This window comes from Aeromonas sp. S19(2024) (genome assembly GCF_041402625.1).
In the GTDB taxonomy this organism is placed as follows: Bacteria; Pseudomonadota; Gammaproteobacteria; order Enterobacterales; family Aeromonadaceae; genus Aeromonas; species Aeromonas caviae.
In genome coordinates this window covers 33,656-56,935 of sequence record NZ_JBGLQU010000009.1, presented here as the reverse complement: position 1 = coordinate 56,935, position 23,280 = coordinate 33,656, and the positions used below count along the sequence as shown (strand labels likewise).

Here is a 23,280-nt window from a genome sequence, read left to right as displayed (position 1 = left end):
TTAGCCCCTTTCTGGAGAGGTGACCTTGCAGGTGTCGTTTGTCTGACTGTTCATTGCAAAGGTCGCCCTCAGGCGGCCTTTTTTGTTGCGGCGCACACCGCGTCTAGCCATGGAGTATCGAACTGATGTTGTCTTGCCCGGAGGTTGTATGAGCCAGGTTCAGTGGTCTTCCCGTATTGGTCATGTGCTGGCGGCCGCCGGCTCGGCGATCGGCCTTGGCGCCATCTGGAAGTTTCCCTATGTGACAGCCACCAACGGGGGCGGTGCCTTCCTGCTGGTGTTCCTGCTCTTCAGCTTCACCCTGGGGGTCGCGGTGCTGGTGGGGGAGACCCTGCTCGGCAGCCGCAGCCAGCGCGGCGTGCTCGGCGCCTTCCACAAGCTGGTGGGGCCGAACTGGCGCTGGATGGGTTACATGGGGATCCTGTGTGGCTTCTTCATCTACAGCTTCTACAGCGTGGTGGGGGGCTGGACCGTGGGCTATGCGGCCCTGGCCGTGGGCGGCGAGCTCAACCTGAGTGAGGCGAGCACCCTCACCGCACTCTTTACCGGTTATGTGAGCGATCCCCTCTGGCCGGCCCTCACCCATCTCGTCTTCGCCGGGCTCACCTGGTGGTTCGTGCAGGGAGGGCTGCAACAAGGGGTGGAGCGGGCGCTGCGCTGGATGATGCCGGCCCTGTTCGTGATGATGCTGCTCCTGGTGGTGACCGGGCTCTCCATGCCGGGGGCCATGGCCGGGGTACGCCAGTTCCTGATGCCCGACTTTTCCCACCTGACGGGGCAGGGGGTGCTCGACGCCCTGGGGCTGGCGTTCTTCTCCCTCTCCATTGGCCTCGGGGTACACACCACCTATGGCGCCTACCTGCCGAGCAGTGACGGGGCGCTGCGCTCCGGGGTCTGGGTGGTCACCCTGGCGAGCTGCATCTCGGTGCTGGCGGGGCTGATGATCTTCCCGGTGCTGGCCTCCACCGGCATCGATCCTGCCGCCGGCCCCGGCCTCACCTTCATGACCATGCCGGCGGTGTTCAACCACCTGCCGTTCGGTCAGGGGCTGGCGGTGATCTTCTTCCTGCTGCTGCTGGTGGCGGCGCTCTCCTCCTCCATCTCCATGCTGGAGCACCTGGTGCGCTTCACCACCGAGGAGTGGGGCTGGTCGCGCCGCAATGCCTGTCGGGTCCTGACCCTGCTCATCATGGCCTGCGGCATTCCGGTCAGTCTGTCGTTCGGGCCCTGGGCGGACTACACCCTGTTTGGCAAAACCCTGTTCGATCTGCTGGATTACCTCACCTCCAACCTGATGATGCCCCTGTTCGGTCTGGTGCTGACCCTGCTGCTTGGCTGGAAGCTGGGGGACAGTATTGTGCCTGCGGATCTCTCGCCGCTGATGCGTGGTGCGCTGCTCTGGTGCTGGCGGCTGGTCGCCCCCCTGCTGATCGCGGGGATCCTGGTGCGGGGCTTGTTGTAACACACCTGCCAGGGCGGCATGCACCGCCCTGGATGGCTATAGGCCCTGATGGGGACCGAGGGGCGGCAGTTTGGGGGCCAGGTGGGATCTCACCTGTTGCAGGGTCTCCCGATAGGCGTTCCCATGGTGTTCCAGGAAGGCGGCACTGTGGTTGAGACGCTGCTCCAGCCTGTCCACCAGGCGGGCCACCGCCGGGGCCGCCATGCCAGCGGGCCAGCACTGGGTCAGCAATACCAGCAGTTGCCAGGCATCCCCCGCCTGGGCCGGGAATCGCTCCTGCAGGGTCAGTGCGCTCTGCACGGCGAGCTGGAGCTGACCCGTGGTCATGGCCCGTTGCCGCTCCTCGCGCAGCTGGGTCAGCTGCTGCTCCCGCTGCGCCAGTTGCCGCGCCAGATCGTCGACCACCTGCAAAATGAGCCCCTGCAACAGCGGGGTCTGTGCCACCGGCCCCTGATATTGGCCGAGCTGGGCCAGATAACGCTGGGCATGGTGGGGAAGCCCGCAGAACTGGCTGACGGCCACCCCGAGCAACTGGTTGAGGTGATTGTCCCGCGCCGCCTCCGGCGGGTGCTTGGCCAGCAGCATCAAGGCGTCATCGAATCGATAATCCAGACCCAGCATCAGGGCGCGCAGCAGCCCCTCCTCGTGGGCCCGCAGGGTCACGGCCTGCTGGCCGAGCTCCTCCAGGGCCTGCTGCAGCTCATGAACTCTGGCCTCTCCCGGTGGATGCCAGAGCACCGCCAGGGTCGCATCCAGCAGGCAGCGTTCGACGGAGTGGCGAAACGTCTGTTTGGGGAAGTAGCGCAGGATGAAATCGCTGGCCTGCGCCAGCACCTGACCTTCATCCCTTCGCAGCAAGGCCAGCAAAATGGCCACCTGGCGCCACTGCGGCTGCCAGGGGCAGCGTTGCAGCAAGCCTGTCAAGGTTTCCCAGGCCGGATCCCACTGCGCCTCGTGCAGTTGGCAGGCGAGAACCAGCGCCTGATGGATGACGGGGGGCAGTCGCTCCCGGTTGCGGGCCAGATCCTTGTGGGCACTCTCCACCCGGTTCAGCCCGAGCAGAGCCTGGTTCAGTCCCTGGCGTGGCCACCAGGCATCGTGCTCCGTGGTGCAGATGGCGTAGTGCTGGGCGGCCTGCACCCGTTCCCCGGCTTGCAGCAGCATGTAGCCCTTTACCCTGTCCATCTGTGCTTCCAGCCCCTTGTGGCTGGCGTGCCGGTAAAGCAGATCCTCGCACTGGGCGCAGGCGCTGCGCCACTCCCTGAGCGCCATGGGGGTGGCCAGGGGGCGGGTCACCGTGGTCAGTGCCAGCAGCGCTTGCAGGCTGTGCGCCAGCTGCTCCGTGGTGAAGGGCACGGCCAGACGCAGGGCGAAATAGAGGTCGGAGGGGGGGAACTGGCCGGTGTCCTCGTCCTGCTCCAGCAGCAGGAGCACGCAGCCGGGCGCGAGCAGGCCCAGGTGGTGTGCTTCATGCAGCAGCCTGACTCCCTCGTGGGCCTGGTGGTGATACTGGCGGCAAAGAATGGCATCGAAGGCGTGCTGGCGCAGCAGGGCGGGCAGGCTTGCAATCTCTTTGCAGTGGAACAGCTCGGTGGGGGGCAGCCCCAGATCACTCAGTCCCTGGGTGAGGGTCGAGCCCATCATGGCATCGTCTTCGATGAGGAGGATCTGCATCTTTGACGCTCCTTCGCCGGTCGGGGGTGGCGAGGTTGGATTCAAAGTTAGCCTCCACTCTCCCGCGAGAGCCAGAGGGGGTCAATACCCCACCTGGGTCAGGAATGGCTCAGTGCCAGCCTTGGGCAGGGCAAAGAAAGCATCACTGAAGGCCGGGCCCCCTGGCCGAGAAGGGGCAGTCCCGCTCGGGGACACGCAGCTCCCCGGCTCCCGACTCTCCCTGCCAGGCGAGCTCGAGCTGGCCCAGGCGCCCGAGGCGGCGCAGCTCGAACTCGTAGCGCAGGCAGGGGTTGTCGGTGGGCAGCTGCGTCATCCCGGCGGGCAGCCGGTAGTCGTAGCGCAGCAGAGGGCCATCTTGCAGCCGGCTCTGCACGGGCACCAGCCCCTCCGCCGTCGGTGCGGGGGCCTTGAGATAGCGGCGCAGCGCCACCGGGGCGTCGATGGCTTTTTGATAGTGAAGGCCGTTCATGGCTGCCAACTCCTCCTCCAGCCGCGTCAACTCCCCCTCCAGTCCGCTCAAGGCGGCGCCAAGCTGTTGATGGGCCGGGGAAGCGCAGCCTCCCAGCAGCAGGGTTGTGATCAGCAGGGCGGGACGGGCGGCAGACATGAAGGCTCCTCGGGTGCCAGGGTCAATGACTATAGCAGGGGATTGGTGGGCGGCGTGCCCCTCAGCAGCCCGGCGAGGCGCTCCAGCCCTTCGGCGACGCGGGCGTCGGTGGCGGGCTGGCTCAGGCTGAGGCGTACTCCCTGCGGGGCGGCAAACTGGCCGGCGGCGAAGTGTTCTCCGCTGGCGACCCCCACGTCAAGGGCGTTGGCGGCCTCCGCAAACTCCTGGCTGCGCCAGGGCTCGGGCAGCGGCAGCCAGGCGTGCATGGACCCCGGCTGCCAGCGCGCTCCCGGCAACAGGTGGTGCAGGAGCTCACCCCGGCGCGCCAGGATTTTTCGCTGGTGTTCGATGAGCGGCATGATCTGGCGCTGGCTCACCAGCTTGCAGGCCAGCTCGATGAGCAGCGGACTCACCATCCAGCTCGACAGCCGCATCGCCTGGGCGAAGCCGTTGCGAAGGGCGGGAGGGGACAACACGAAGCCGACCCGCAGGCCGCCGCAGGCGATCTTGGCGAGACTGCCGAGGTAGATGACCCGCTCCGGTGCCAGGTTGACCAGCGGCGGGAGCGCACTTTCGGGCAGCAGGCCGTTGACGTCATCCTCGACGATCAGCAGATCGTGGCGACGGGCGATGGCGACGATGGCGTCGCGTCGCGCCAGGCTCATGGTGGCCGTGGTGGGGTTTTGCAGGGTGGGGGTGAGGTAGAGCAGCTTGGCCCGGCGGGTACGGCACGCGGCATCCAGCGCCTCTGGCAGCAGTCCCTCCTCATCCATCGCCAGTCCCACCACCTGATTCTTGAGCTGGCGTGCATTGCCCAGCATGCCGGGGTAGCTCAGTCCCTCGCAAAACAGGGTCTCTCCCACGCAGCCGGTGGCCAGCAGGGCCAGCATGATGCCGTGCTGGGCACCATGGCTGAACAGCAGGCGATCTTCGCTCGCCGTGATGCCCTGCTCGGCGAGCCAGTCGACAAACAGCTGGCGCTGTGCGGGGCGTCCCGCCTCCTTGTCATAGCCGAGCAGGCCGTTGAGATCCCCCTGCGCCAGCTCGGTGAGCAGGGGCCTGATGATGGCGCCCCTGTCCAGCTGGACTGGGAGGTTCTGCCACAGCTCGATGCGCTGGCTGTCTTCATTGCGGATCACCCATTCGTTGGCGGGATCCGCCGCTCCCCTGACCCAGGTGCCGTGCCCGACCCGGGCCGCCAACAGGCCCCGTCGCTCCGCCTCGGTGTAGGCGCGGGTGACGGTGCCCACGGTGACCCCCAGCTTGTCTGCCAGGGCCCTGTGGGTCGGCAGCCGGGTCTCGGGTGAGAGGATGCCGGTGGAGATGGCCTGCTCGATGGCCTTGACCAGTTTGAGGTAGAGGGGCCCCTCGAAAGGGGTGAGGTCGGGCGTCCAGATTGTCATGGTGACAATAAATCCATTGATCCAAGATTGTCCGCAATATAGCGTGATTATCAGTCTTTACACAACCAACAAGCACACATTGTATCGGTACAATGTGGCGAGAAAGGAGTCTCCCCATGACCATCGAATGGTATGCCACCCTGTTTGGCTTCGCCTTGCTCACCTGCGGCACGCCAGGGCCGAACAACCTGATGTTGACGGCGTCCGGTGCCAACTTCGGCGTGCGTCGCACCCTGCCCCATCTCATCGGGGTGGCGGTGGGCCAGCCTGTGCTGCAGCTGGTGCTGGCGCTCGGCTTCTATCCGCTGTTCGAGCGCTGGCCCCTGCTCAAGCTGAGCCTGCAGGTGCTGGGCAGCCTTTACCTGCTGTGGCTGGCGTGGCGCATCGCGGTGGCAGGCGCTCCCGGAGATCCCGCCAGCCGTGCCCGCCCCTTGACCCTGCTTGAAGGGCTGGGCTTCCAGTTCCTCAATCCCAAGGCGTGGATGATGGGGATCTCGGCCATCAGTCTGTTCAGCCTGCCGGGGAGCGACTACTGGCCGAGCATGTGGGGCATCATGAGTGTCTTCCCCATGGCGGGGTTCCCGGTCTGCTTCGCCTGGGTGATGTTTGGCCATCAGCTCAGCCGCTGGATCAACTCGGACAAGGGGTGGCGTCGTCTCAACGGCAGCCTGGGTGCCTTGACCGCCCTGTGCGTGGTGATGCTCTGGTATTAACAGCGTCTTGATTATTCATGCAAAGAAAATGCATTGCTGACCTTGTCGTCAGGGCGTCGGCTCTGCATATTAGGAGGCTTGCCGTATCTGAACGAGGTTGAGATGGATCTGAACTGGTTGCTCCCCCTGGCGGGCTTTGCCCTTATCACCTGTGGCACGCCGGGCCCCAACAACATGCTGCTCACCAGTGCCGGGGCCGCCCAGGGGTTTCGCCGCTCCGTGCCTCTGCTGGTGGGGGTGGTGGGGGGCATCAACCTGATGATCCTGGCCACGGCCCTGGGGCTCGGGGTGGTGTTCGAGCGTCTGCCCCTGCTGCACGACGGCCTCAAGCTGGTGGGGTCGGCCTACCTGCTCTGGCTGGCCTGGAAGGTGGCCAACGCCAGTGGCCCGGCGGAGGGGAACCGGCCGCTCATCCCGGCCCATCAGGGGGCCATGCTGCAACTGCTCAATCCCAAAGCCTGGATGATGGCGCTCTCCGCCATCAGCGGCTTCACCCTGGCGGGGGAGGCTTACTGGCCGTCCGCGGGCTGGGTGCTCGGCATTTTCTTCGTGACCGGCCTCTATACCGGTGCCTTCTGGGTGCTGTTCGGTGCCCAGGTGCGCCGCCTCATCCGCACCGCCACCGGCTGGCGTCGTTTCAATCTGGGCATGGGGCTCGCCACGGCGGCCTGCGTGCTGATGATCTGGGTTTAGGCCTCGGCCTGAGCCTTTACCGGCTGTCTTGTTGGCCCTTCGGGGCCTTTTTTATTGCCGGGGCGGTGCGATCAAACGCGCCCCCTGAGGGATTGCAGCATTGGTTTGCACCATCGGGTTACATAAGGAGATCCCATGAAATGTATCGGTCTGCTGGGTGGCATGAGCTGGGAGTCCACCGTCAGCTATTACCAGGCCCTCAACCGGGGGGTACGCGAGCGGCTCGGCGGTCTGCACTCGGCGCGGGTGCTGCTGAGCAGCGTGGATTTTGCCGGGATAGAGCGGTTGCAGCACGCCGGTGACTGGCCCGCCACCGCCCGTCTGCTGGCGGCCGAGGCCAGGGCCATCCAGGCCGGTGGTGCCGATTTCCTGCTGATCGGGACCAACACCATGCACAAGGTGGCGCCGGAGATCGAGGCCGCCATCAACATTCCCCTGCTCCACATCGCCGATGCCACGGCCCATCGCCTCCAGGCCGACGGGGTGACCCGGGTAGGCTTGCTCGGCACCCGCTTCACCATGGAGCAGGATTTCTACAAGGGGCGGCTCCAGGAGCGCTTCGGGCTGGAGGTGCTGGTGCCTGATGACGCTGCACGGGAGCGGGTGCACCGCATCATCTATGACGAGCTCTGCCTCGGCGATATTCGCGAGTCGTCTCAGGCCGAGTATCTGGCCATCATCGCCGATCTGGCACAGACCGGTGCCCAGGCGGTGATCCTGGGTTGCACCGAGATCGCCCTGCTGGTGGGGGCGTGCCAGGCCGCCGTGCCTCTCTATGACACCACCGCCATCCACGCCGAAGCCGCGGTGACGCTGGCCCTTGCCTGATGTGGTGCGGGCGGGGTGAGGGGGCGCCCCTCTCGGCGCCCCGCCTGTTTTTTCCTCCTTTCATAACTGTGAGTCAGCCTTCATTTCAGCAGGGCTGAAGCCGTTTTTATTGTCAATCGGCTCACATTTCCTCTTTTTGTCTCTTGAGTCCGGGGCATCAGACGCCTAGTTTTCGATCACTGAAACGATTCAGCTTTCACAAAAACAAGAGACACGAGGATAAATCCATGTTGAAGAAACTCTCCATTGCCGTGCTGCTCGCCCTGGGCGCCACCGCGGGTCACGCCGCCGAATTTCTGCTGACCGACTCCCAGCAAGGGCTGGATGTGGGTGACTGGAAGATCACCAGCGAGAAGCTCGGCATCAAGAGCCCGGTTCCCTTCACCATCGAGAAGAAACGCCTGCACGGCGGCCGCCAGGAAGGGGTGGATCTGCTCATCGTCGACAACGGCGTCATGAAGATCACCCTGGTGCCGACCCGCGGCATGGGGATCAAGGAGGTCAAGGCGGCGGATCTGCGCCTCGGCTGGGATTCACCGGTCAAGGAGGTGGTCAATCCCGCCTTCATCGATCTCGAGAGCCGTGGCGGCCTCGGCTGGCTCGACGGCTTCAACGAGATGCTGGTGCGCTGCGGCTACGAGTGGACGGGTCATCCCGGAGTGGATGACGACGGCCGCCTCAAGAGCCTGCATGGCCGGGTGCAGAACATTCCCGCCTCCGTGGTCAGCGTGACCGTGGACGAAGAGCCGCCCTATGCCATCCACGTGCTGGGCCGGGTGGACGAGCGCACCTTCAAGATGAGCGAACTGGTCACCTGGACCCAGCTGAGCGTGGTGCCCGGTCAGGCGGAGTTTGCCCTGCAGGACAAGCTGACCAACCACGCGGACTACGAGAACGAGTACCAGATCATCTATCACGGCAACTTCGGGGCCCCCATTCTGGAGGAGGGGGCCAGGGTGAGCACGCCGGTGAAGCAGATCTCCCCGTTCAATGACTACGCGAAGGCCGGACTCAAGGGCTGGCAAACCTATCTGGGGCCCACCAAGGGCTTCGACGAGATGGTGTTCAACCTGGTGCCCTACAGCGACGCCGACGGCAATACCCTGGCAGTGCTGAACAACCGGGCCGGCAACGCCGGAGTGGCGGTGGGCTACAACACCCGACAGCTGCCGGTGCTGACCCTGTGGAAGAACACCGACACCCGGGCCCAGGGCTATGTGACCGGCATCGAACCCGGTACCAGCTATGCCTACAGCACCAAGTACCAGCGCCCGCTCGGGCTGGTCCCCAAGATCCAGCCGGGGGAGACCAAGACCTTCGATCTGACCTATCGCCTGCTGCAAAATGCCGACGAGGTGAAGCAGGCCCTGGCCCAGGTGGAGAAGATCCAGGACGGTCGGGCCACCGAGCTGCGCGAGCAACCCCTGGTCAAGCTGCCATAAGGGAGAGACGCCCAGCAAAAAGCCGCTCCATGAGCGGCTTTTTCATATCAGGCCCGTCGATCAGACGTGGCTGTACATGGCTTCTATCTCGCGCTGGTACTTGGCCTCGATGATCTTGCGGCGCAGCTTCATGGTGGGGGTGATCTCCCCGAGCTCCATGGAGAAGGCGCTCGGCAGCAGAGTGAACTTCTTCACCTGCTCGAACTTGGCCAGCTCTTTTTGCAGATCCTGAATGCGGGCTTCGAAGAACTCCATCACCCGGGAGTGGCGCAGCAGCTCGGTCTTGCACTGGTACTGCAGGTTGATGGAGCGGGCGTACTCCTCCAGGGACTCGAAGCAGGGCACGATGAGCGCCGACACGAAGTGGCGGGCATCGGCGACGATGGCAATCTGCTCGATGAAGCGATCCTTGCCGAGGGTCCCCTCGACCAGTTGCGGCGCCACGTACTTGCCGTTGGAGGTCTTCATCAGCTCCTTCAAGCGCTCGGTGAAGTAGATGTTGCCCTCGTCATCCAGCTCGCCTGCATCGCCGGTGCGCAGGAAGCCATCCTCGGTCATCACCTCGGCGGTGGCCTCCGGCTTGTTGTAGTAGCCACGCATCACGGTGGGGGCGCGCACCAGCAGTTCGTTGTTCTCGCCGAGTTTCACCTCGATGCCGTTTAGCGCCGTGCCGATGGAGCCCAGCCTGAACTGGGTGTCTTCATAGCAGCAGACGGTGGCGGTGGTCTCGGTCATGCCGTAGCCGTACTTGAGGTTGAGCCCCATGGCCTGGAAGAAGAGATTCACCTCGTCCGCGAGACGGGCGCCCGCCACCGGCAGGAAGCGGGTGCGACCGCCGAAACGGGCGCGCAGCTTGCGAAACACCAGGCGCTCGGCAAGCCAGAGCTGGCCATAGAGCAGGGGAGAGGCGGACTTGCCCGCCTGACGGGTGGCGACCATCTGTTTGCCCACCCGGGTGGCCCAGCCGAACAGGGCGCGGCGCAGGCGCGGAGCCTGGGCGACCTTGGCCTGGATCATGGCGTAGGCCTTCTCGTAGAGGCGGGGCACGGCGCACATCACGGTGGGCTTCACCTCGCCGATGACATCCATCACCTTCTGCGGGTCGCGAATGTAGACGTTCTCGGCGCCGCAATAGAGCACGTAGTAGCTCCAGGCACGCTCGAACACATGACTCAGCGGCAGCATGCAGAGGGAGACATCCTGCTCGCTGAGGTCGAGGCGAGCGTCATGCATCTCGAAGCAGGCGGCCATGTTGGCGAAATCGAGCATGACCCCCTTGGGTTCGCCCGTGGTGCCCGAGGTGTAGATGAGGGTCAGCAGGTCGTCCATGCGGTAGTGGCGCTCGCGCTCGCGCAGCACCAGCTCGCTGGGTTGGTGGTTGCCGGAGACGAGGAAGGTCTGGAAGTGGCTGGCCGAGGCGCAGCCGCGCAGATCGACGGTGCCGTCCAGGGCGACGATGTGGCTTATCTCGCCGCTGTCGATGAGGTGCAGCGCCTGATCGAACTGGGGCTGCTCCCCCACGAACAGCATCCTGATGCCGGCATCCTTGACGATGTAGCGCAGCTGATCGAGGGTGCTGGTGGGGTAGATGGGCACGCTGACGCCACGGGCGGCCAGGATGCCGAGGTCGGCCTGGGTCCACTCGGGCATGTTGCGGGCATAGATGCCGACCATCTCGCCGGGCTGGTGGCCCGCCCGGATCAGGCCTTGGGCGCAATAATCCATGGCCTGACCCAGGGTTCGCCAGCCGATGGCGCGCCACTGGCCATCCTGCTGGACGCGCAGGGCGGCCTTGTTGCCAAGGCGGGCAATACGCTCACGCATCACTCTAACCAGATGAAACTGCGACATCTCACGCATCCTCAAGTAACAGTTGTGCGCCCGCAGGGGCACCAAAATCGGGGCTGGAGTTTAAACTCTAACATTACAGCTTACAAGTGTGCGCCATTTGTCCTGGATCACAAAGTCGTCAACCAGATGAGAGTGAGGCATGATAGGGGGCAGGGATCGGATTCATTCAGGGAGTTGCACCATGAATATCGGGATCAAGAGCCTGTTCACCGGCGTGTTGCTGCTGTTGGCGGGGGCAGGCGCCCTCTGGTATCTGCTGGGGGGCGCGGGGGAGCAGGAGAATCCCTGGCTGAGTGGCGCCGAGGGCTATGAGCAGGCGCAGCGGCTGGCGCTGAGGGAAGGATACCCCTTGCTCTACGTGATCGAGCGCGCCAAGTGCCGACGCTGCAAGGCGCTGAATACCAGGCTGTGGCGTGCCCCCGAGATGCAATCCGCCCTGGCGGGGCTGGTGAAGGTGCGACTCAACCCGGATGCGGGGGATGGCAGCGAGCACATTCTGCGCCGCTTCCCCCAGGTTGCGACGGCCCCTGGCATCTATGTCCAGCGACCGGGTGAGCCGCTTCGCCCCATCAAGATCGCGGTGGATATCGAACAGATCTGGATGCCCGGCGTCACCTATGGTCGCGGCTTCTTCATGCCCCTCTCGGGAGCCGCCTTCGAGGCCGTGCTGAGGGTGACCCTGAGCCTGGAAGACCCCTCCATCGACAACGCGCCCCTGCCCTGAGGGGGGAAGCGAAGCGGGGGAGTCTGGGAGGTCAGAGGGGGGCGTCCGCTGACGGCGGTCTGCTGCGGGTTGTCAGCCGAAGTCGAACAGACGGGACATCAGCACGGCATCCTCCCTCTCCTGCCCGGTGCCATAGTAGTCGGCGCGGCGGCAATATTCGGCAAACCCCTCGCTCTCGTAGAGGTTGATGGCGGTGCGGTTGCCGGCCCTGACCTCCAGGAACCAGGCCTCGGCCTTGCCGGCCTTGCTGCGGGCCAGGTACTCCCTGAGCAGCGCCCGCCCCAGCCCCTTGCCCTGAAAGTCGGGGTGTACGCAGATGTTCATCAGGGAGCTGTCTCCCGCCACCAGATTCGAGATGTAGAAACCGGCCGGTCGTCCGTCCACCAGCATCAGGCCGTTGAGATAGCGCGGCCCGAAGCAGGAGAGCAGGTTGGCCTGGCTCCAGGGCTCCTGGTGGGCGGCCTGCTCGATGGGGTAGATGGCTTCGAAGTCCGATTCGAGCAGGGGGCGAAAGTGGGGCAAGAGGTCAGACATGGTCACTCCGGACGGGATTCAGGCTTGCGATGGACACCATGGCCGTGCCATGGTCGTGAGCATCAAGGGGTGTGGCGCTGCCGGCACTGCTGCCAGAGGGCGCGCTTGTGCGCCCCATCGGGCTTGAGCGGGCAGACCAGGGCATCGGGCCAGCGAGGGTCCGGCGCCGTCAGCCAGAGCAGGGGCGAAGTGGCCCCCGCGGGCAGGGAAGGCATCTCGGACAGCAGGGAGACCTCGTCGGTGCCAAGGCCGAGCCAGCGGCAGATGTCCCCGAGCAGGGAGGGCGCGGGCAGTGTCTCTGCCAGCAGCCAGAGCTTGCCGGTCGGCAGAGGGGCAGTCTCCTGCGGGGCCAGCACCTCGTCGGCGGGCGTGTTTGCCGGCTGCGCGGCGCCGTCGAGGTTGGTGCCTCCCGCCAGGAGTCGGCCTCTTTGTTGCCAGAGGGGGATGCCCATGCGGGCCAGGATGCGCTGGCGCAGCGGGTCCAGCAGGGGATCTTGCATGGCGAAGGCTCACTCTTGATCTGCGTTGGGGTAAATAATGATGCGCAGAGTACACTCTCGCGGGATTTGCTGCACCCCGGACGTGCGCTTTTCGCCCTGTGGCGATGGCAAACGAGCGCCTCCCCGGGGGCAGAGATGACAGACAATGAGAGTGGGGCGGGGCCAGAGGCCGGACCCCGTCACCACGGATGACCTATCAGCTTCGGAACTGTGCCTATGCCGCCTTTAGCCCAGAATACTGTTCGTGCCACCCCCATTCATGAGCGCCTGCCACGGCTCCTCTCCGCCCTTGGTGAGGGACTGTATGAGCGCCAGGATGCCCTGCGGCTCGGCCTGCTGGCGGCCCTGAGTGGCGAGAGCGTCTTTCTGCTGGGCCCCCCGGGCATCGCCAAGAGCCTGATCGCGCGGCGCCTCAAGCTGGCGTTTCAGGATGCCCGCCATTTCGAATACCTGATGACCCGTTTCAGTACGCCGGAGGAGGTGTTCGGCCCCCTCTCCATCCAGGCGCTCAAGGAGGATGGCAAGTACCTGCGGTTGACCAGCGGCTACCTGCCGGAGGCCGAGGTGGTCTTCCTCGACGAGATCTGGAAGGCGGGCCCCGCCATCCTCAACACCCTGCTCACCGCCATCAACGAGCGGCAGTTTCGCAACGGCGACAGCCAGCACCCCATTCCCATGCGGCTGCTGGTCACCGCCTCGAACGAGCTGCCTGCCCCGGACAGCGGGCTGGAGGCGCTCTACGACCGTATGCTGGTGCGGGTCTGGATGGACAGGGTGCAGGAGAAATCCAACTTCCAGGCCATGCTGGCGAGCGATGGCCAATCCCATCAGAACCTGACCCCGGCGGTGCAGATTCGGGGGGAAGAGTACGACGCCTGGCAAGATGCCATCGAGCAGGTGCGCCTGCCGGACGCCTGTTTCGAACTCATCTATCAGCTGCGCCAGCAGCTCGACAGCCAGCTCGGGCACGGCTGCTATGTCTCGGATCGGCGCTGGAAGAAGGCCGTGCGGCTCATCAAGGCGAGCGCCTTCTTCAATGGCCGCGACGAGGTGGCGCCCCTGGATCTGCTGCTGTTCAAGGATTGCCTCTGGCACGACGAGGCTTCCCGCACCGCGCTGCTGGAGATGATCGGCGAGTTTTCCCGCCTCTACGGCTACCAGCAACTGGCGCTGACCCGGGAGCTGCTCTCCTTGCGCGAGCAGTTCAAGCAGTTGCAGGGGGCGGTCGCCTTGCGCATCGGCTGCAAGGCGGTCAAGCGCAAGCAGTGGTTCGGCCGTCGCGCCCGCGGCACCGAACTGCCGCTGGCCAACGCCAGGCCGTTCGGCAAGCTGGTGCACTTCCAGCTGCTCACTCCGGCGCCCCTGGATGGCAGCGATCCCGAGCGCCTCACCGGCACCCTCACCTTCGATCGCACCCTGCTCTCTCACTGGCACCCCACCGGGGAGGCGCTGGTGGGCTGGCCTCTCGGCAACCCCAAGGAGGGGCACTACGAGCTGGTGCTGGACGAGCAGTTGCGGCTGCACGTGCTGGATATCCAGCGCCAGCCCGTGCCCTTGATGCTGGTGGAGCGCACCCCCATCCCCGAGGTGGTGATGGCCCCCTGGCTGTCGGCCCTGGACGACCTGACGGGCCAGGTGAACCGGGTGCTGCAAAACCTCAAGGGCCAGCGCAACCTGTTCGACCGTCACCAGCCCCATCTGTTCGTGGGGGACAACTGGTTGCGTCAGGTGGAGGACAGCTTCTTCGTGCTGAGCCGGGACCTGGAGCGGCTGGGGGCCGAGCTGCAGCAGTGGCGGGATCGTCTGCCTCTTCTCGATGCTCAGGGGTGACGTCGCGCCTGACGTGGGATTGGTGAAATAAACAGGATGAAAAACATGTTTCGTCAGCATGATACTCCATCACATCTCAACGTCCGGGGTGGCCCATGCTAGAGATCGGCATGATGGACCTGGGGCTGCTCATGGGGGAGGGGGAACTGGCGGGGGAGATGGCGCTGCTGCTTGCCTCCACCCCCAAGATCTCCGAGTTCCTCAAGCGCTCGCCCCTGCAGGGCAAGCTGCTCAGAAAGCGCATCCAGACCTGGAGCGAACAGCTTGGGGAGGAGATGCGTCACAAGCCGGTGCCGGTGGCCCTCGAGCGGGAATACCTGCTCTATCAGGCCCACCGGCAACTGCCCCTGCCGGAGCTGGTGGGGCGACTGCCCGCCTTGCTGGAAGCCCTTGAGCAGCACAGCCCCTTTGCGGGGGATGCCCGCAGCCTGGTGCGCCAGATAGTGGCTCAGCCCACCGAGGGGCTGCGCCAGCTCTTCATCGAGAAGTGGCGTGCCAGCCTGGTGGGCAGCCTGTTGCAGTTGCAGCAGCAGATAGCGGAGGCGGAGCGGGAGAAGCAGCGCCAGGAGATAGAGGATCAACTGCTGGCCAACCGGACCCTGGCCGATGCCCTGGATCCGCACCAGATCTCCGCCGGGGGGCTCTGGGATCTGGCCCAGGGGAGCTGGCACAAGCGCAGCCTGGCGCTGGTGAAGCAGTACGCCCGCATGTTGCAGCAGGAGCCTCTGCTCGCGGAGATCGCCGCCCTGCTTGGGCGCAGCGAGCGGGAGCGGCGCAGCGAGGACAGGACGCTGCCGCCGGTGCCTGTGCACGAGCTGGAGGAGGTGCAAAGTGACGATGTGCCCGACGATCTGGTGGGGGTGCACCCGGCCAGCGATCTGATGCGCCTCCTGCCGAGCGAGGCGGTGATGCTGGCGCTGCCGGAGCTGGAGCTGGAGTTCTATCGCCGTTATCTGGAGCGGCGCCTGCTGAGCTACCAGTCGCGGGGCACCCTGCCGCGCCAGCGTCTGATGCTGCGCTCCCCCGAGCAGGGAGGGCAGGAGGTGCAGCCGCGTGGCCCTTTCATCGTCTGCGTCGATACGTCAGGTTCCATGGGGGGCTATCCGGAGGAGTGCGCCAAGGCGCTTTTTCTCGCCCTGCTCAAGGGGGCGATGGAGGAGAAGCGGGGCTGCTATCTGATGCTCTTCTCCACCGAGGTAGCGACCCTGGAGATCACCGCCGACACCGGGCTTGAGAAGGCGGAGCGCTTTCTCTCCATGAGTTTTCACGGGGGGACCGATCTGGTGCCCTGCCTGGAGCAGGCCCTGACCCAGCTCGAACAACCCGCCTTTGCCAAGGCCGACGTGCTGGTGATCTCCGACTTCATCGCCCAGAACCTGCCCCACCCCCTGCTCGAGCGGATGAACCGGCGACGGGCGCAGCAGACACGCTTCCATGCGGTCGCCATGTCCCGTCACGCCAAGGCGGCCATTTTGCGGGTGTTCGACAACAGCTGGCTGCTCGATTGCGGCCTGCGTGGACGACTGCTGCGGCGCTGGCAGCGCCATTGAGGGTGCTCAGGCTCAGAGAGTGGGCCTGTGGTAGAGGCCCCGTTCGTTGACCTGCTCCTGATCCAGCAGCGGCTGACCGCTTGGCTGGGCAATATAAAAACCCCGCTTGCCGCTGCGCTTGACCCTGTACATGGCCTGATCCGCCCGGGCCAGCGCCGCGCCGAAATCGTCCTGGGGCCGGATGGCCGCAATTCCCATGCTCAGCCCCACCGAGGCGTCCCCGTTGGGCAGCTCGAAGGGGGTGGCGATGGCATCGATGCACTGGCGGGCGAGGTGGCTGGTGCGGGGATCGTCGCACGCCCAGGGCAGCAGCAGCACGAACTCGTCCCCGCCGATGCGCCCCAGCCGTACCTCCTCGCCGCAGCAGTGGCGAAGGCGCTGGGCAAGGGAGACCAGCAGTTCGTCACCTGCCCGGTGGCCCAGGTTGTCGTTCACCAGCTTGAAGTCATCGAGATCGATGAAACAGATGGCCTGGTACTCCCCGGGAAAGTGGCGGTGCAGCGCGGTGCGGTTGAACAGGCCGGTGAGGGGATCCCGGTGGGCAAGCTGGGCGAGCTGCTGCTCGTACTCCTTCTCGTGGGTGATGTCGATGTGGGTGCCCATCACCCGGACGGGGTTGCCCTGATCATCCCGCTCCACCACCCGGCCCCGGTCCAGCACCCAGGTGGTCTTGCCATCCTTGGCGATCATGCGGTGCATCGCCTGATAAAACGGGCTCTTGCCCTCCAGATGGTCGAAGAAGGCCTGCAGCACCTGCTCCCTGTCCTCCGGGTGCAGGTGGGCGCGCCAGACGTCGAAGTGGGCCGACAGCTCCTTGGGCTGGTAACCGAGCATGGAGCCCCAGCGCCGGTTGAAGATGATGAGTTTGCCGGTGGGCACATGGTTCTGCCAGATGCACAGGCCGGTGCCATCCATGGCTGCGTCCAGCTTCTCCCGCGCGTCATCCGCGATGCGTTTGAGACGCTCGTTCTCCAGCAACAACCTGTCGTAAGCCTCCCTCAGCTCCTCGTAGGTCATTCCTCATCCCTTCCCCTGTTCGAAAGCATATATAGTCGATGCACTCTCTCCTTCTGTAAAGAAGGGATAGGGGAGGCTCTCGTTCGATATGAGGCGTTTTCTCACTCTCTGGCGGCTGTGCGCCCAGAGTCTGTGGGGATATGATGACAGCGGTGAGCGCGGCGTCCGGCCAGTGAAGAGGAGAAAATGTCCGCATGAAGATCCTGATGGGAGGTGGTCTGTTGCTGGGGGTTGCCCTGGCCCAGGCGACGCCACTGGCTGGGTACGAGTTGCAACTGGCGTTGCAGCGACTGGAAGAGTCGACGATGCCGGTGCAGGTGTTTCGCGAGCGCGTCGCCGCCCTGATTGCCGGACAGGCACACTATCCGCCCGAGGTGCAGGGCCGCCTTGCCCGGCTGCAGTGCTGGGCCCAGCCGAGTGAACGGGACGAGGAGTTTCGTCGCGCGGTGGCGTTTGCCGAGCAGGGGCTGGCGCAGGCCCGTGCCCGCAAGGACAGGGTCACCGAGGTGGGGTTGCTCGCCTGCCGCGGGTATCACCGGCAACTGCTCGGCAACATGGCCGGGGCCGGGGAGGATTACGACGCCGCCCTGACCCTGGCTCGCCGACTCGGGGATGAGCGTCAGCGTGCCGACATCCTGAGCCTGCGGGGGGAGATGTACTCCTACCAGGGGGAGCTGGCGGAGGGGCTGATGGATCTCATCGATGCCCACCAGCGATACGAGGCGCTCGGGCTGGAGGCCAAGGGGCGCGAGGTGCTCGCCAATATTGCCAATGCCTATCGCAGGATGGGGCTCTATGAGCGGGCCGAGAGCTATTTCAAGGAGCTGGAGCACGACTACCGGCAGCTCGGGGTCGAGGAGTACCTGGTGGACATTCACAGCCAGCAGGGGCTCCTCTACATCGACACCGAAGAGTACGACAAGGCGCTGCCCCTGATGGCGGAAGCGGAGCGTTACTATCTGGGGTCAAACCAGGAAGGGGTCCTGGCCTGGAGCCGGATCGAGCTGGCCACCATCCTGCAGAAACAGGGCAAGCCGGACCAGGCCATGACCAAGCTCGATCAGGCGGCAGCCTCCCTTCATCAGGGGGAGGGGGCGGACAGCGTCACCCTGGGCCACTGGCACCTCGTCATGGCCGAGGTCCTCGAGGCCCTGAACCGACCCGGCGAGGCCCTGAACCGACCCGGCGAGGCGCTGCGGCACCTTGACGAGGCCGAGCCCATCTTTACCCGGGAGCAGAACCTGCGCTTCCTAGCCCGGGTGCATGAGACACGGGCCCGGGTGCTGGAGCGTCAGGGGCATATCCAGTCGGCCCTCACCAGCCTCAAGACCTATGTCGAGACCCGCCAGGCCCTCGAGCTCAGATTGCGGGAACAGCGCTCCTTGCAGATGCGTTTCGAGTTCGATCTCGCCCGCAAGGAGCTGGAAAACCAGACCCTCAGGTCCCAGCAGCAGTTGCAGGCGGAGAAACTCAAGCAGTTGCAGGAGCGGCGCTACTGGCAATACCTGGTGGTGGCCCTGCTGCTGGTGGTGATGGGTACCCTGGTGGTGCATCAGCGCGGGCGCACCCGCAAGATGCAGCGCCTCGCCATGACGGACGAACTGACCGGCATCCACAACCGGCGCCAGATCCAGGCCAAGGGGCGCAAATGGTTCACCCAGGCGCGGGAGGAGGGCAAACCCCTGTGCGTGCTGCTGCTGGATGTGGATCACTTCAAGAAGGTGAACGACCAGCTGGGCCACCACGTGGGTGACAGGGTGCTCACCGCCGTGGCCCAGTGCATCGAGGAGCAGTTGCGCAGCCTCGACAGGGTGGGGCGCAACGGCGGCGAGGAGTTTCTGGTGCTGCTGCCGGATACCCTCCTGAACGAGGCCGTCGAGGTGGCGGAGCGGATCCGCCAGGCCGTCGCCCGTCTCGAGATTGAGGGGGTGCCTGCGAATCACCCCATCCGCATCAGCATCGGCTGCGCCCAGTACAAACCCGAGGATGACAACCTGGGCGAGCTGGTGCGCCGGGCCGACGAGGCCATGTACGAGGCCAAGCTGGCGGGGCGCAACCGGGTGATGACGGCCCGGTGAGGCCGACCCCGGGCCCCCGTGATAGCGGGCTGGGTATTTTTCACTCGCGCGGGTATAATGCCGCGCAATTTTGCTTTGATCCGGGGCCAGACCCATGTAATGCAACGCGCTTCTCCTGTCTCCACCGGCGGTCACTGACCCGCCCGCGTGGTGTCGTTGTCTGCATGGGCGCCCTGATTCCAAGGTGCTGTCCCGCATTTTTCCCACGGTGGCTCCAGGCCGCCGCTCAATAGAAGAACGTCGAATTATGTCAGCTGAATTTCTGAGTGAAGTCTCCAAGAGACGCACTTTTGCGATCATCTCGCACCCGGATGCGGGTAAAACCACCATCACCGAAAAGGTCCTGCTGTTCGGACAGGCCATTCAGCGCGCCGGTACCGTCAAGGGCCGTGGCTCGGGCCAGCACGCCAAATCCGACTGGATGGAGATGGAGAAGCAGCGCGGTATCTCCATCACCACTTCCGTGATGCAGTTTCCCTACGCCGACTGCCTGGTCAACCTGCTCGACACCCCGGGTCACGAGGACTTCTCCGAAGATACCTACCGTACCCTCACGGCGGTCGACTGCTGCCTGATGGTCATCGACGCCGCCAAGGGTGTTGAAGACCGGACCCGCAAGCTGATGGAAGTGACCCGGCTGCGCGACACCCCCATCCTCACCTTCATGAACAAGCTGGACCGCGAAGTGCGCGACCCGATGGAGGTCATGGACGAGGTGGAGCGCGAGCTCAACATCATGTGCGCCCCCATCACCTGGCCCATCGGCTGTGGCAAATCTTTCAAGGGGGTCTATCACCTCTACAAGGACGAGACCTACCTGTATCAGAGCGGTCAGGGCCACACCATCCAGGAGAAGCGGGTGGTCAAGGGGTTGAACAACCCCGAGCTGGATGCCGCCATCGGCGACGATCTGGCGGCCCAGCTGCGTGGCGAGCTGGAGCTGGTGCAGGGCGCCTCTCCCGAGTTCGATCACGATGCCTTCATCGCCGGCGAGATGACCCCGGTCTTCTTCGGGACCGCCCTCGGCAACTTCGGCGTCGACCACATGCTGGACGGCCTGACCGACTGGGCGCCTGCCCCCATGCCGCGCAAGGCCGAGAGCCGCGAAGTGGTGGCGACCGAGGAGAAGTTCTCCGGTTTCGTGTTCAAGATCCAGGCGAACATGGACCCGAAACACCGCGACCGTATCGCCTTTATGCGTATCGTGTCAGGTACTTACAGCAAGGGCATGAAGATGCGCCACGTGCGCATCGGCAAGGACGTGAACATCTCCGACGCCGTCACCTTCATGGCCGGTGACCGTGAACAGGCGGTCGAGGCCTGTGCCGGCGACATCATCGGTCTGCACAACCACGGCACCATCCAGATCGGCGACACCTTCACCCAGGGGGAGGATCTCAAGTTCACCGGCATCCCGAACTTCGCACCGGAACTGTTCCGCCGCATCCGCCTGCGTGACCCCCTCAAGCAGAAGCAACTGCTCAAGGGGCTGGTGCAGCTCTCCGAAGAGGGGGCGGTGCAGGTGTTCCGTCCGCTCATCAGCAACGACCTCATCGTCGGTGCGGTCGGTGTGCTGCAGTTCGACGTGGTGGTTTCTCGTCTGAAGAGCGAGTACAACGTCGAGGCCATCTACGAGGCGGTCAACGTCGCCACCGCCCGCTGGGTGGAAGGGACCGACGTCAAGAAGTTCGAGGAGTTCAAGCGCAAGAACGAGGTCAACCTGGCCCTCGATGGGGGTGACAACCTCACCTACATCGCGCCGACCATGGTCAACCTGCGCCTGGCCCAGGAGCGTCACCCGGACGTTCACTTCCGCCAGACCCGCGAACACTGATCACCCTGCCCGCACCCAGCGGGTGGCTGATGACCAGAGAGACCCCGCTTCGGCGGGGTTTTTTGTTATGGGGCGTTTCATTGGAAGGGGCGGCGATCCCCATCCGGGGCTTGATGGTTGAATGAAGATTCATGATAAGTGATTTAAATTTCACCCATGGAGAGAGACATGTCCGTCACCCAACCCGTAGAGGCGCAGTTTGCCGCCTACAATGCCCACGATCTCGATGCCTTCGTGGCCTGCTTTGCCCCGGATTTCAAAGGCTATCGCATGCCGACCGAGACGCCGAGCACAGTCGGCAAGGGGGCGCTGCGGGCCTTCTATGCGGAGCACAGATTCAACAACCCGCTGCTCAAGGCCGAGCTGCTGTCACGCACCGTCTTGGGCAACAAGGTGTTTGATCACGAGCTGATCCATGGCCTTTCCCCCGAGCCCATCGAAAGCGTGGCGGTGTTCGAGGTGAAGGAGGGTCTTATCCAGACCGCCTGGTTCTATTTCCCTTCCTGAGCGCCGCGACACGGGCCTGCCGGCGACAAAGCTGGTATAAGAGAAAGTTCCCTGCGGGCATCCCCTGGTCTGCCCGCGTCTGGACAATAACAAGGAGTACACCATGCTTGGACGCATCACCCACCTCTTCCCACTTTGGGCCCTGCTGTTTTCCCTGCTGGCCTACTGGCAGCCCGAGCCCTTCGTCGGCCTCAAGGGCCAGATAGTGCCGCTGCTGACCATCATCATGCTGGCCATGGGGCTGACCCTCAAACCCCAGAACTTCCTCGACGTGGTGCGCAACAAGAAGGCCATCGGCCTTGGGCTGGTATTGCAGTTCAGCGTGATGCCGCTGGCCGCCCTGCTGGTCAGCCTGTTGCTGGGTTTTGATGCCGAGCTGACCGTGGGCATGGTGCTGGTGGGCAGCGTCGCCGGTGGCACCTCTTCCAACGTGATGTGCTATCTGGCCAAGGGCGATGTGGCTCTCTCCATCACCATGACAGCTCTCTCCACCCTGCTCGGGGTGCTCGTCACCCCCCTGCTGGTGCAGCTGCTGGCTGGCAAGAGCGTCGACGTGCCGGTGCTGGACATGCTGCTGAGCCTGGTGAAGATAGTGCTGATCCCCGTGGTGTTCGGGGTGGTTGCCAATGTCTTCCTCCACTCCCTGACGGCACGTATCGAGCCCGTGCTGCCGCTCGTCTCCATGGCCGCCATCGTCATGATCATCGCCATCGTGGTCGCCCTCAACGCAGGGCAGTTCGCCAGCATCGGCCCCATCGTGGCGCTGGCGGTGATCCTGCACAACGGCATCGGCATTGCGGCGGGCTACTGGGTCAGTCGCTGGCTGGGCTTTGAGGAGCGGATCTGCCGCACCGTGGCCTTCGAAGTGGGGTTGCAGAATTCTGGCCTAGCCACGGCGCTGGCCATGAAATTCTTCACTCCCGCCTCGGCCATGGCTGGCACCCTCTTCTCGGTCTGGCACAACCTGTCCGGCTCGCTGCTGGCCGGGGTCTGGGCCAAGCGACCGCTTTCCCGGCCTGCTGGGACCCTGGAGCAGCGCGCTGGCTGATCAGGGGGCGACAGATGAAACAACAAGGGGCCATGGGCCCCTTGTTGTTGTTTGAGCTAGTCGAGCGCCAGCACCATGCAGATCTCGCAGGCGTCGTGGCCCGTGCAGCCAAGGGGCCCCGGCAGGTGTTCGAAGCCCAGGGATTCATAGAGGGCGGTGGCTTCCCGCAGCACGGCGGTGGTCTCCAGATAGCAGCGCTGGTAACCCAGGGCGCGGGCCTCGGCCAGCGCCTGCAAGACCAGCCGCCGTCCCAGCCCCAGCCCCCGCAGGGCGGGCAGGAAGTACATCTTCTGCAGCTCGCACACATCCGGTGCCCCCGCCAGCGGCGCTATGCCGCCCCCGCCAAGAATGGTGCCGTCCGGCCCCTCAATCACCCAGTAGCGGCTGCGCTCCCCCTGATAGGTCTCGTGGAGAAAATCGAGGTTGGGATCCGCCACCCCGTACCCCTTGTCGGCGGTGAGGCCGTATTCGGCGGAGACGGAGCGCACCACGGCGGCGATCCGGGGATTGTCGGCTGGGGTGATGGGGCGGATGACGAACCCCTGTTGGCGGCGGGCGCGGGAGAGGGCGCTGCGATAGAGCCGCATGCCCTCCCAGATCTGCTCGCACTCGGCGGGGGAGAGCTGGACCAGGGCCCCCGCCATGGTCTCGTCCATCTGCCGGTGCAGCTCCTCAAGCTGTGCCTTGCCCGGCGCGGTGAGGCTCGCCTCCTTGCTGCGCCCGTCCGAGGGGTGGGGTTGCCAGGCGATAAGCTCCCGTTCGGCGAGGCGGGCCAGGGGGCGGCTGGCGTTGGACTTGTCGATGCGAAGGCGCTCGGCAAGCTGCTGGTTGGTGGCGGGACCGTTCTCCAGCTCGATGAGCAGGTGGGCCTCCAGGGGGCTCAGGGCCAGCGAGCCGCACTGCTGGGAGAGCATGCCGAGTTCGCGTACCAGTTCCCTCGACAGGGCGCGCAGGGGGCGGGGATCCATGGGGTTGTCTCCTTGTG

The 23,280-nt window shown here is 65.0% G+C and carries 20 protein-coding genes; 12 read left to right on the top strand and 8 right to left on the bottom strand.

Annotation, left to right across the window (positions count from 1 at the left end):
* The first annotated feature begins 148 nt into the window (after nucleotides 1-148).
* Entirely contained in the window at nucleotides 149-1,462 is a 1,314-nt protein-coding gene (locus ACB037_RS16430; protein WP_041211033.1) for a sodium-dependent transporter, read from the top strand.
* Nucleotides 1,463-1,498: 36 nt separating this feature from the next.
* Here ACB037_RS16430 and ACB037_RS16425 read toward each other — a convergent pair whose 3' ends face one another.
* The 3 genes from ACB037_RS16425 to ACB037_RS16415 all read right to left on the bottom strand — a co-directional run bounded on the left by ACB037_RS16425 (nucleotide 1,499) and on the right by ACB037_RS16415 (nucleotide 5,146).
* Complete coding sequence (locus ACB037_RS16425; RefSeq protein WP_371175606.1) at nucleotides 1,499-3,136, bottom strand: hypothetical protein; 1,638 nt, start codon at nucleotides 3,134-3,136, stop codon at nucleotides 1,499-1,501.
* Nucleotides 3,137-3,278: 142 nt separating this feature from the next.
* A complete protein-coding gene (locus tag ACB037_RS16420; RefSeq protein WP_371175605.1) occupies nucleotides 3,279-3,743 on the bottom strand; it encodes a hypothetical protein in 465 nt (154 codons plus the stop codon).
* 29 nt (nucleotides 3,744-3,772) lie between these two features.
* Entirely contained in the window at nucleotides 3,773-5,146 is a 1,374-nt protein-coding gene (locus ACB037_RS16415) for a PLP-dependent aminotransferase family protein (RefSeq protein WP_139699999.1), read from the bottom strand.
* A gap of 116 nt (nucleotides 5,147-5,262) precedes the next feature.
* Here ACB037_RS16415 and ACB037_RS16410 point away from each other — a divergent pair, with 116 nt between their 5' ends.
* The 4 genes from ACB037_RS16410 (at nucleotide 5,263) to ACB037_RS16395 (ending at nucleotide 8,822) form a co-directional block, all read left to right on the top strand.
* Nucleotides 5,263-5,859 (top strand): LysE family translocator, encoded by a 597-nt coding sequence (locus ACB037_RS16410; RefSeq protein WP_039039402.1) that lies wholly within the window; start codon nucleotides 5,263-5,265, stop codon nucleotides 5,857-5,859.
* A gap of 102 nt (nucleotides 5,860-5,961) precedes the next feature.
* On the top strand, nucleotides 5,962-6,552 hold the full coding sequence (locus ACB037_RS16405) for a LysE family translocator (protein ID WP_010672906.1): 591 nt from the start codon (nucleotides 5,962-5,964) through the stop codon (nucleotides 6,550-6,552).
* A 135-nt stretch (nucleotides 6,553-6,687) separates the two neighbouring features.
* A complete protein-coding gene (locus tag ACB037_RS16400; RefSeq protein ID WP_371175604.1) occupies nucleotides 6,688-7,380 on the top strand; it encodes an aspartate/glutamate racemase family protein in 693 nt (230 codons plus the stop codon).
* A 227-nt stretch (nucleotides 7,381-7,607) separates the two neighbouring features.
* Nucleotides 7,608-8,822: an aldose 1-epimerase family protein gene (locus ACB037_RS16395; RefSeq protein WP_134997176.1), complete on the top strand. Its 1,215-nt coding sequence runs from the start codon at nucleotides 7,608-7,610 to the stop codon at nucleotides 8,820-8,822.
* Between the two features lie 60 nt (nucleotides 8,823-8,882).
* On the opposite strand, the gene ACB037_RS16390 is transcribed toward ACB037_RS16395, so the two are convergent.
* On the bottom strand, nucleotides 8,883-10,673 hold the full coding sequence (locus ACB037_RS16390; RefSeq protein ID WP_010672909.1) for a long-chain fatty acid--CoA ligase: 1,791 nt from the start codon (nucleotides 10,671-10,673) through the stop codon (nucleotides 8,883-8,885).
* A 181-nt stretch (nucleotides 10,674-10,854) separates the two neighbouring features.
* On the opposite strand from ACB037_RS16390, the gene ACB037_RS16385 reads away from it, so the two are divergent.
* Nucleotides 10,855-11,397 carry a hypothetical protein gene (locus tag ACB037_RS16385; RefSeq protein ID WP_010672910.1) on the top strand — a complete coding sequence of 181 codons (543 nt, stop codon included), beginning with the start codon at nucleotides 10,855-10,857 and terminating at the stop codon, nucleotides 11,395-11,397.
* Between the two features lie 72 nt (nucleotides 11,398-11,469).
* On the opposite strand, the gene rimI is transcribed toward ACB037_RS16385, so the two are convergent.
* Nucleotides 11,470-11,919, bottom strand: coding sequence for a ribosomal protein S18-alanine N-acetyltransferase (rimI, locus tag ACB037_RS16380; RefSeq protein WP_371175636.1), 450 nt, complete (start codon nucleotides 11,917-11,919; stop codon nucleotides 11,470-11,472).
* A gap of 74 nt (nucleotides 11,920-11,993) precedes the next feature.
* Entirely contained in the window at nucleotides 11,994-12,431 is a 438-nt protein-coding gene (locus ACB037_RS16375) for a hypothetical protein (protein WP_371175603.1), read from the bottom strand.
* Between the two features lie 216 nt (nucleotides 12,432-12,647).
* Here ACB037_RS16375 and ACB037_RS16370 point away from each other — a divergent pair, with 216 nt between their 5' ends.
* Both ACB037_RS16370 and viaA read left to right on the top strand, forming a co-directional pair.
* Nucleotides 12,648-14,261 carry an ATPase RavA domain-containing protein gene (locus ACB037_RS16370; RefSeq protein WP_201970096.1) on the top strand — a complete coding sequence of 538 codons (1,614 nt, stop codon included), beginning with the start codon at nucleotides 12,648-12,650 and terminating at the stop codon, nucleotides 14,259-14,261.
* A gap of 95 nt (nucleotides 14,262-14,356) precedes the next feature.
* Entirely contained in the window at nucleotides 14,357-15,811 is a 1,455-nt protein-coding gene (viaA, locus tag ACB037_RS16365; protein ID WP_029313704.1) for an ATPase RavA stimulator ViaA, read from the top strand.
* Nucleotides 15,812-15,823: 12 nt separating this feature from the next.
* Here the strand turns inward: viaA and ACB037_RS16360 are convergent, their stop codons facing one another.
* Nucleotides 15,824-16,828, bottom strand: coding sequence for a sensor domain-containing diguanylate cyclase (locus tag ACB037_RS16360; RefSeq protein WP_039039409.1), 1,005 nt, complete (start codon nucleotides 16,826-16,828; stop codon nucleotides 15,824-15,826).
* Between the two features lie 194 nt (nucleotides 16,829-17,022).
* On the opposite strand from ACB037_RS16360, the gene ACB037_RS16355 reads away from it, so the two are divergent.
* The 4 genes from ACB037_RS16355 to ACB037_RS16340 all read left to right on the top strand — a co-directional run bounded on the left by ACB037_RS16355 (nucleotide 17,023) and on the right by ACB037_RS16340 (nucleotide 22,295).
* The gene (locus ACB037_RS16355) at nucleotides 17,023-18,906 is read left to right on the top strand and encodes a diguanylate cyclase (RefSeq protein ID WP_371175602.1); all 1,884 of its coding nucleotides are present in this window, start codon (nucleotides 17,023-17,025) and stop codon (nucleotides 18,904-18,906) included.
* Nucleotides 18,907-19,150: 244 nt separating this feature from the next.
* A complete protein-coding gene (prfC, locus tag ACB037_RS16350) occupies nucleotides 19,151-20,740 on the top strand; it encodes a peptide chain release factor 3 (RefSeq protein WP_089503670.1) in 1,590 nt (529 codons plus the stop codon).
* A 168-nt stretch (nucleotides 20,741-20,908) separates the two neighbouring features.
* Entirely contained in the window at nucleotides 20,909-21,247 is a 339-nt protein-coding gene (locus ACB037_RS16345; RefSeq protein WP_010672918.1) for a nuclear transport factor 2 family protein, read from the top strand.
* Nucleotides 21,248-21,350: 103 nt separating this feature from the next.
* Nucleotides 21,351-22,295, top strand: coding sequence for a bile acid:sodium symporter family protein (locus tag ACB037_RS16340; RefSeq protein WP_041211045.1), 945 nt, complete (start codon nucleotides 21,351-21,353; stop codon nucleotides 22,293-22,295).
* Nucleotides 22,296-22,351: 56 nt separating this feature from the next.
* On the opposite strand, the gene ACB037_RS16335 is transcribed toward ACB037_RS16340, so the two are convergent.
* Nucleotides 22,352-23,263, bottom strand: a complete 912-nt coding sequence (locus tag ACB037_RS16335; protein ID WP_371175601.1) for a GNAT family N-acetyltransferase — start codon at nucleotides 23,261-23,263, stop codon at nucleotides 22,352-22,354.
* Between the last annotated feature and the right edge of the window lie 17 nt (nucleotides 23,264-23,280).

Excerpts from the sequence above, each read along its gene's own strand:
- ACB037_RS16360 (WP_039039409.1), bottom strand. The coding sequence starts at position 16,828 with ATGACCTACGAGGAGCTGAGGGAGGCTTACGACAGGTTGTTGCTGGAG.
- ACB037_RS16395 (WP_134997176.1), top strand. The coding sequence starts at position 7,608 with ATGTTGAAGAAACTCTCCATTGCCGTGCTGCTCGCCCTGGGCGCCACC.
- ACB037_RS16415 (WP_139699999.1), bottom strand. The coding sequence starts at position 5,146 with ATGACAATCTGGACGCCCGACCTCACCCCTTTCGAGGGGCCCCTCTAC.
- ACB037_RS16355 (WP_371175602.1), top strand. The coding sequence starts at position 17,023 with ATGAAGATCCTGATGGGAGGTGGTCTGTTGCTGGGGGTTGCCCTGGCC.
- ACB037_RS16390 (WP_010672909.1), bottom strand. The coding sequence starts at position 10,673 with ATGTCGCAGTTTCATCTGGTTAGAGTGATGCGTGAGCGTATTGCCCGC.
- ACB037_RS16400 (WP_371175604.1), top strand. The coding sequence starts at position 6,688 with ATGAAATGTATCGGTCTGCTGGGTGGCATGAGCTGGGAGTCCACCGTC.
- ACB037_RS16420 (WP_371175605.1), bottom strand. The coding sequence starts at position 3,743 with ATGTCTGCCGCCCGTCCCGCCCTGCTGATCACAACCCTGCTGCTGGGA.
- ACB037_RS16405 (WP_010672906.1), top strand. The coding sequence starts at position 5,962 with ATGGATCTGAACTGGTTGCTCCCCCTGGCGGGCTTTGCCCTTATCACC.
- ACB037_RS16385 (WP_010672910.1), top strand. The coding sequence starts at position 10,855 with ATGAATATCGGGATCAAGAGCCTGTTCACCGGCGTGTTGCTGCTGTTG.
- ACB037_RS16370 (WP_201970096.1), top strand. The coding sequence starts at position 12,648 with ATGCCGCCTTTAGCCCAGAATACTGTTCGTGCCACCCCCATTCATGAG.
- ACB037_RS16375 (WP_371175603.1), bottom strand. The coding sequence starts at position 12,431 with ATGCAAGATCCCCTGCTGGACCCGCTGCGCCAGCGCATCCTGGCCCGC.
- ACB037_RS16340 (WP_041211045.1), top strand. The coding sequence starts at position 21,351 with ATGCTTGGACGCATCACCCACCTCTTCCCACTTTGGGCCCTGCTGTTT.
- ACB037_RS16425 (WP_371175606.1), bottom strand. The coding sequence starts at position 3,136 with ATGCAGATCCTCCTCATCGAAGACGATGCCATGATGGGCTCGACCCTC.
- ACB037_RS16410 (WP_039039402.1), top strand. The coding sequence starts at position 5,263 with ATGACCATCGAATGGTATGCCACCCTGTTTGGCTTCGCCTTGCTCACC.
- ACB037_RS16335 (WP_371175601.1), bottom strand. The coding sequence starts at position 23,263 with ATGGATCCCCGCCCCCTGCGCGCCCTGTCGAGGGAACTGGTACGCGAA.
- ACB037_RS16430 (WP_041211033.1), top strand. The coding sequence starts at position 149 with ATGAGCCAGGTTCAGTGGTCTTCCCGTATTGGTCATGTGCTGGCGGCC.
- ACB037_RS16345 (WP_010672918.1), top strand. The coding sequence starts at position 20,909 with ATGTCCGTCACCCAACCCGTAGAGGCGCAGTTTGCCGCCTACAATGCC.
- viaA (WP_029313704.1), top strand. The coding sequence starts at position 14,357 with ATGCTAGAGATCGGCATGATGGACCTGGGGCTGCTCATGGGGGAGGGG.